Origin of the sequence: Streptomyces torulosus, from assembly GCF_001419765.1 — a bacterium.
GTDB lineage: Bacteria > Actinomycetota > Actinomycetes > Streptomycetales > Streptomycetaceae > Streptomyces > Streptomyces torulosus.
In genome coordinates, this window is sequence record NZ_LIRK01000738.1 from 1 (window position 1) to 3,053 (window position 3,053).

General features: G+C 68.2%; 3 protein-coding genes. 2 read left to right on the forward strand and 1 reads right to left on the reverse strand.

Annotation, left to right across the window (positions count from 1 at the left end; genetic code table 11):
* Positions 1-463, reverse strand: a 463-nt coding sequence (locus AOK23_RS38800; protein WP_169800375.1) for an SDR family NAD(P)-dependent oxidoreductase, incomplete at its 3' end; no start/stop codon positions are given.
* Positions 464-650: 187 nt separating this feature from the next.
* Between AOK23_RS38800 and AOK23_RS38805 the strand changes: the two genes are divergently transcribed.
* Together AOK23_RS38805 and AOK23_RS38810 are read left to right on the forward strand one after the other, a co-directional pair.
* Positions 651-1,856 carry a serine hydrolase domain-containing protein gene (locus tag AOK23_RS38805; RefSeq protein WP_055717165.1) on the forward strand — a complete coding sequence of 402 codons (1,206 nt, stop codon included), beginning with the start codon at positions 651-653 and terminating at the stop codon, positions 1,854-1,856.
* Positions 1,857-1,881: 25 nt separating this feature from the next.
* A complete protein-coding gene (locus AOK23_RS38810; protein ID WP_063791482.1) occupies positions 1,882-2,625 on the forward strand; it encodes a TetR/AcrR family transcriptional regulator C-terminal domain-containing protein in 744 nt (247 codons plus the stop codon).
* Positions 2,626-3,053 lie beyond the last annotated feature (428 nt).

A 3,053-nucleotide genomic window follows, 5' to 3' on the forward strand; every position in this document is an offset into this window, starting at 1 on the left:
TGCGGAAGTGTGCGACGGCCGCGTCGATGGTCGCCATCGCACCCAGCAGATTGACCTCGACCACCGTGCGGTGCGCCTCGAAGCGGCCCTCCCCGATGTTGCCCCCCATGTCGATCCCCGCGTTGGCGATGACCATTCCGAGTCCGCCGAACTGCCGGGCCGCGTCGTCGATCGTCCGCGCCACGGCCTCATGCTCGGTCACATCGAGGGCGGCCACGGTCACCGAACGCTGCGGGAAGGCGGCGGTGAGCTGTGCCCGCAGTTCTTCCAGGAGCTCGATTCTGCGCGCGGTGAGGTACACGTCGTAGCCGCGGGCGCACAGCTCGGCTGCGAGTGCCTTGCCGATGCCCGAGCTGGCACCGGTCAGGAACGCGGTTCTCGCGGGCAGCGGGGGCCGACCCGGGTCGACGAAGGGCAGCTTTCCGAGCAGGCGGCGCGCGGTGGGCAGTCGGGTGGCTGTCATGTGCTGTCCTTCGTGAGTGTCGGAGAGGGGTAACGACCCCCAGCATGACCACTCGCCCAAAGGCCTGTCAACAGTGGTGACACCCATGATGACACCAACGTTAGCACCGTTGTTGACATCGATGGATCGGCAAGCCAGAGTGAGGTCGCCGAAGCTCGACATGTCCATGCGAGGAAGGAGTTCAGTAATGCGCGTCGAAGCGGGTGGGTGGCTGCTGGGAGCCGCCGCGGCGGGCGCCGGGGCAGTGTGGCTGTGGCGCCACCAGGACGAGGTGATGACCCGCCGCCCGGTCAATGAGTGGACGTTCACTCACATGAATCTCCTCATGCCCACCGAAGACGTCCGCCGCGGCGGGAATATGTTCCCCCTGCCCCGGCGACCGCGCCCCCTGGAAGTGGCCTACGGCTTCGAGGGGCGGGAGCGGAGCCTTGCCGAACTGCACGCTCGAACGAACACCACCTCTTTCGTCGTGCTGCATGGCGGCGAGATCGTCCACGAGTCGTATCCGGGGTACTTCGCCGGCGACGACGTACGGTTCCAGATGTTCTCGATGACCAAGTCGGTGACGTCGATGCTGATCGGGATCGCCCTCGACGAGGGGGCGATCAAGGATGTGACCGAGCCGGTGACGGTGTACTGCAGGTGGCTGGTGGGCTCCGCCTTCGACGGGGTGACCATCGAGCATCTGCTCGACATGAGCAGCGGGGTGGGTGACCTGGTGGAGGACCACACCGTTCGGGACAGTCTGATCAACCGGTTCGCCGAGGCCGCCACAGGGGGTGGCTCGCTGTACGAGGTCGTGTCCTCGGCCGAGCGTTCGACCGAGGCCGGCACACAGTTCAGCTACTCGACGATCGACACCCAGGTCCTGGGATGGGTGCTGGAGTCCGCCACCGGCCACTCCCTCGCGCAGTACGCCACGGAGCGCCTCTGGAGCCGCATCGGCGCTGAGCACGACGCGTACTACTGGCTCACCCGTGGGCATCCGCGTACCGCGATCGCCGGCGGCTCGCTCAATGCCACCGCCCGCGACATCGCCCGGCTGGGGCTGCTGATGTCCCGTGGCGGGGAGCTGAACGGGCAGCGCATCGTGCCCGAGGAATGGGTGACGCGCAGCCGGGGTCGCGGGGTGCCGCACCTGGAGGTCGGCGCACTGGGCCCCAGCGGCTACCCGCATTACGGGTACAGCAACAAGTGGTGGACACTCGGCGGCGAGCGACGTCCGTTCACCGCGGTGGGGATCCACGGCCAGTACCTGTATGTGGACCCGGACGCCGACGTGGTGATCGTCAAGACCAGCGCGTGGCCGACGGCGGACGACCCCTCGCGTGACGCGGAGTCCGTCACGGCACTGCGGGCGGTGGCCGACCACTTGCACGAGGACCACCGTTGACAACGCCGTCGATAAGATGACGGCCATGACACGCGCGAAGACCAACTCGGCAGGAGCCACTCCCGCGGGGCGGAAGCAGCGTCCGGCATCCTTCCTCACCCCGGATCTGATCCTGGACACCGCGATGGCCGTGGTCGAGAGGGACGGTCCGCAGGCGCTCACCTTCCGCCGGCTGGGCACCGATCTTGGCGCCGACCACACAGCCGTCCTGCGGTACTTCCGCGGCAAGGACGACCTGCTGCTCGGCCTGGCCGCCCGGCTGGTCAGCGATGCCCTGCACGACTTCGCACCGTCGGAAACCTGGCGCGAGACCCTCGCGTCGCTCGCCCGGCGGATCCGTGCCGCATGCCTGCGGCACCCGGGTGTGGCCGTCCTGGTCGCGGCCCGCACCTCGCGGCGCGAGCCGGAGTTCCAGGGTGCCGACGTGGTCATCGGCGCCCTGCTCGAGGCCGGCCTCCAGGGACGCGAAGCGGCCTCGTACTACCGTGTCCTGGCCGATACGGCACTCGCCGCCAGCGCCTTCGAGGCTTCCTTCAACGTGCTGGACAAGGGCGCTCGGGAAGGCGACCGGCTGGCCTGGCGCCGCGAGTACCTGGCGGCCTCGCCACAGCGGTACCCGAACCTGGCGCAGGTCGCCCCCTATCTAGCGGAAATCGACGAAGAGGACCAATTCGAGACCGCGCTCGGCCTGCTCCTCGACGCCGTGGAACTCCGCGCACAGCGCGCCCGCGCAGCCCGCGCAGAAGGAAGCGAACACACGGAGAACTGACGCCTCGTCGGGTCAGCTGTAAGCCCCGGGCAGGTTCGAGATCCAGTACTTCACTGGCTCTGCATCTGCCTCGTCCTCGGGCCACTGGGCGATCAGGTGGACGAGTCCGATGACACCATCTGCGGCAGGGGACATCCCAGTCCCACCAGGACTCCTCAGGGAGCTGGATGCCCATGCGCCGCCGTTCCGCGTCCACCCTCAGCTCCCCTCATCCGTTCGAACAGATCGGAAGGCTACACACGGACTCAGCGCTACGAACTTGACTTCTTACACGCCTGAGGTGTCTGGGTAGCGCCGTTCACCGGGTTGAGCCCGGGTCAGTTCGGCGAGCCGATCACGGCACTGCGTCGGGAGGGCGCCGACCCGGTCCGCAGGGGCGGCAGGTGTGAGGGTGCCGTCCCGGCGGGCTAGGGTCTGTTGCGAAAGTG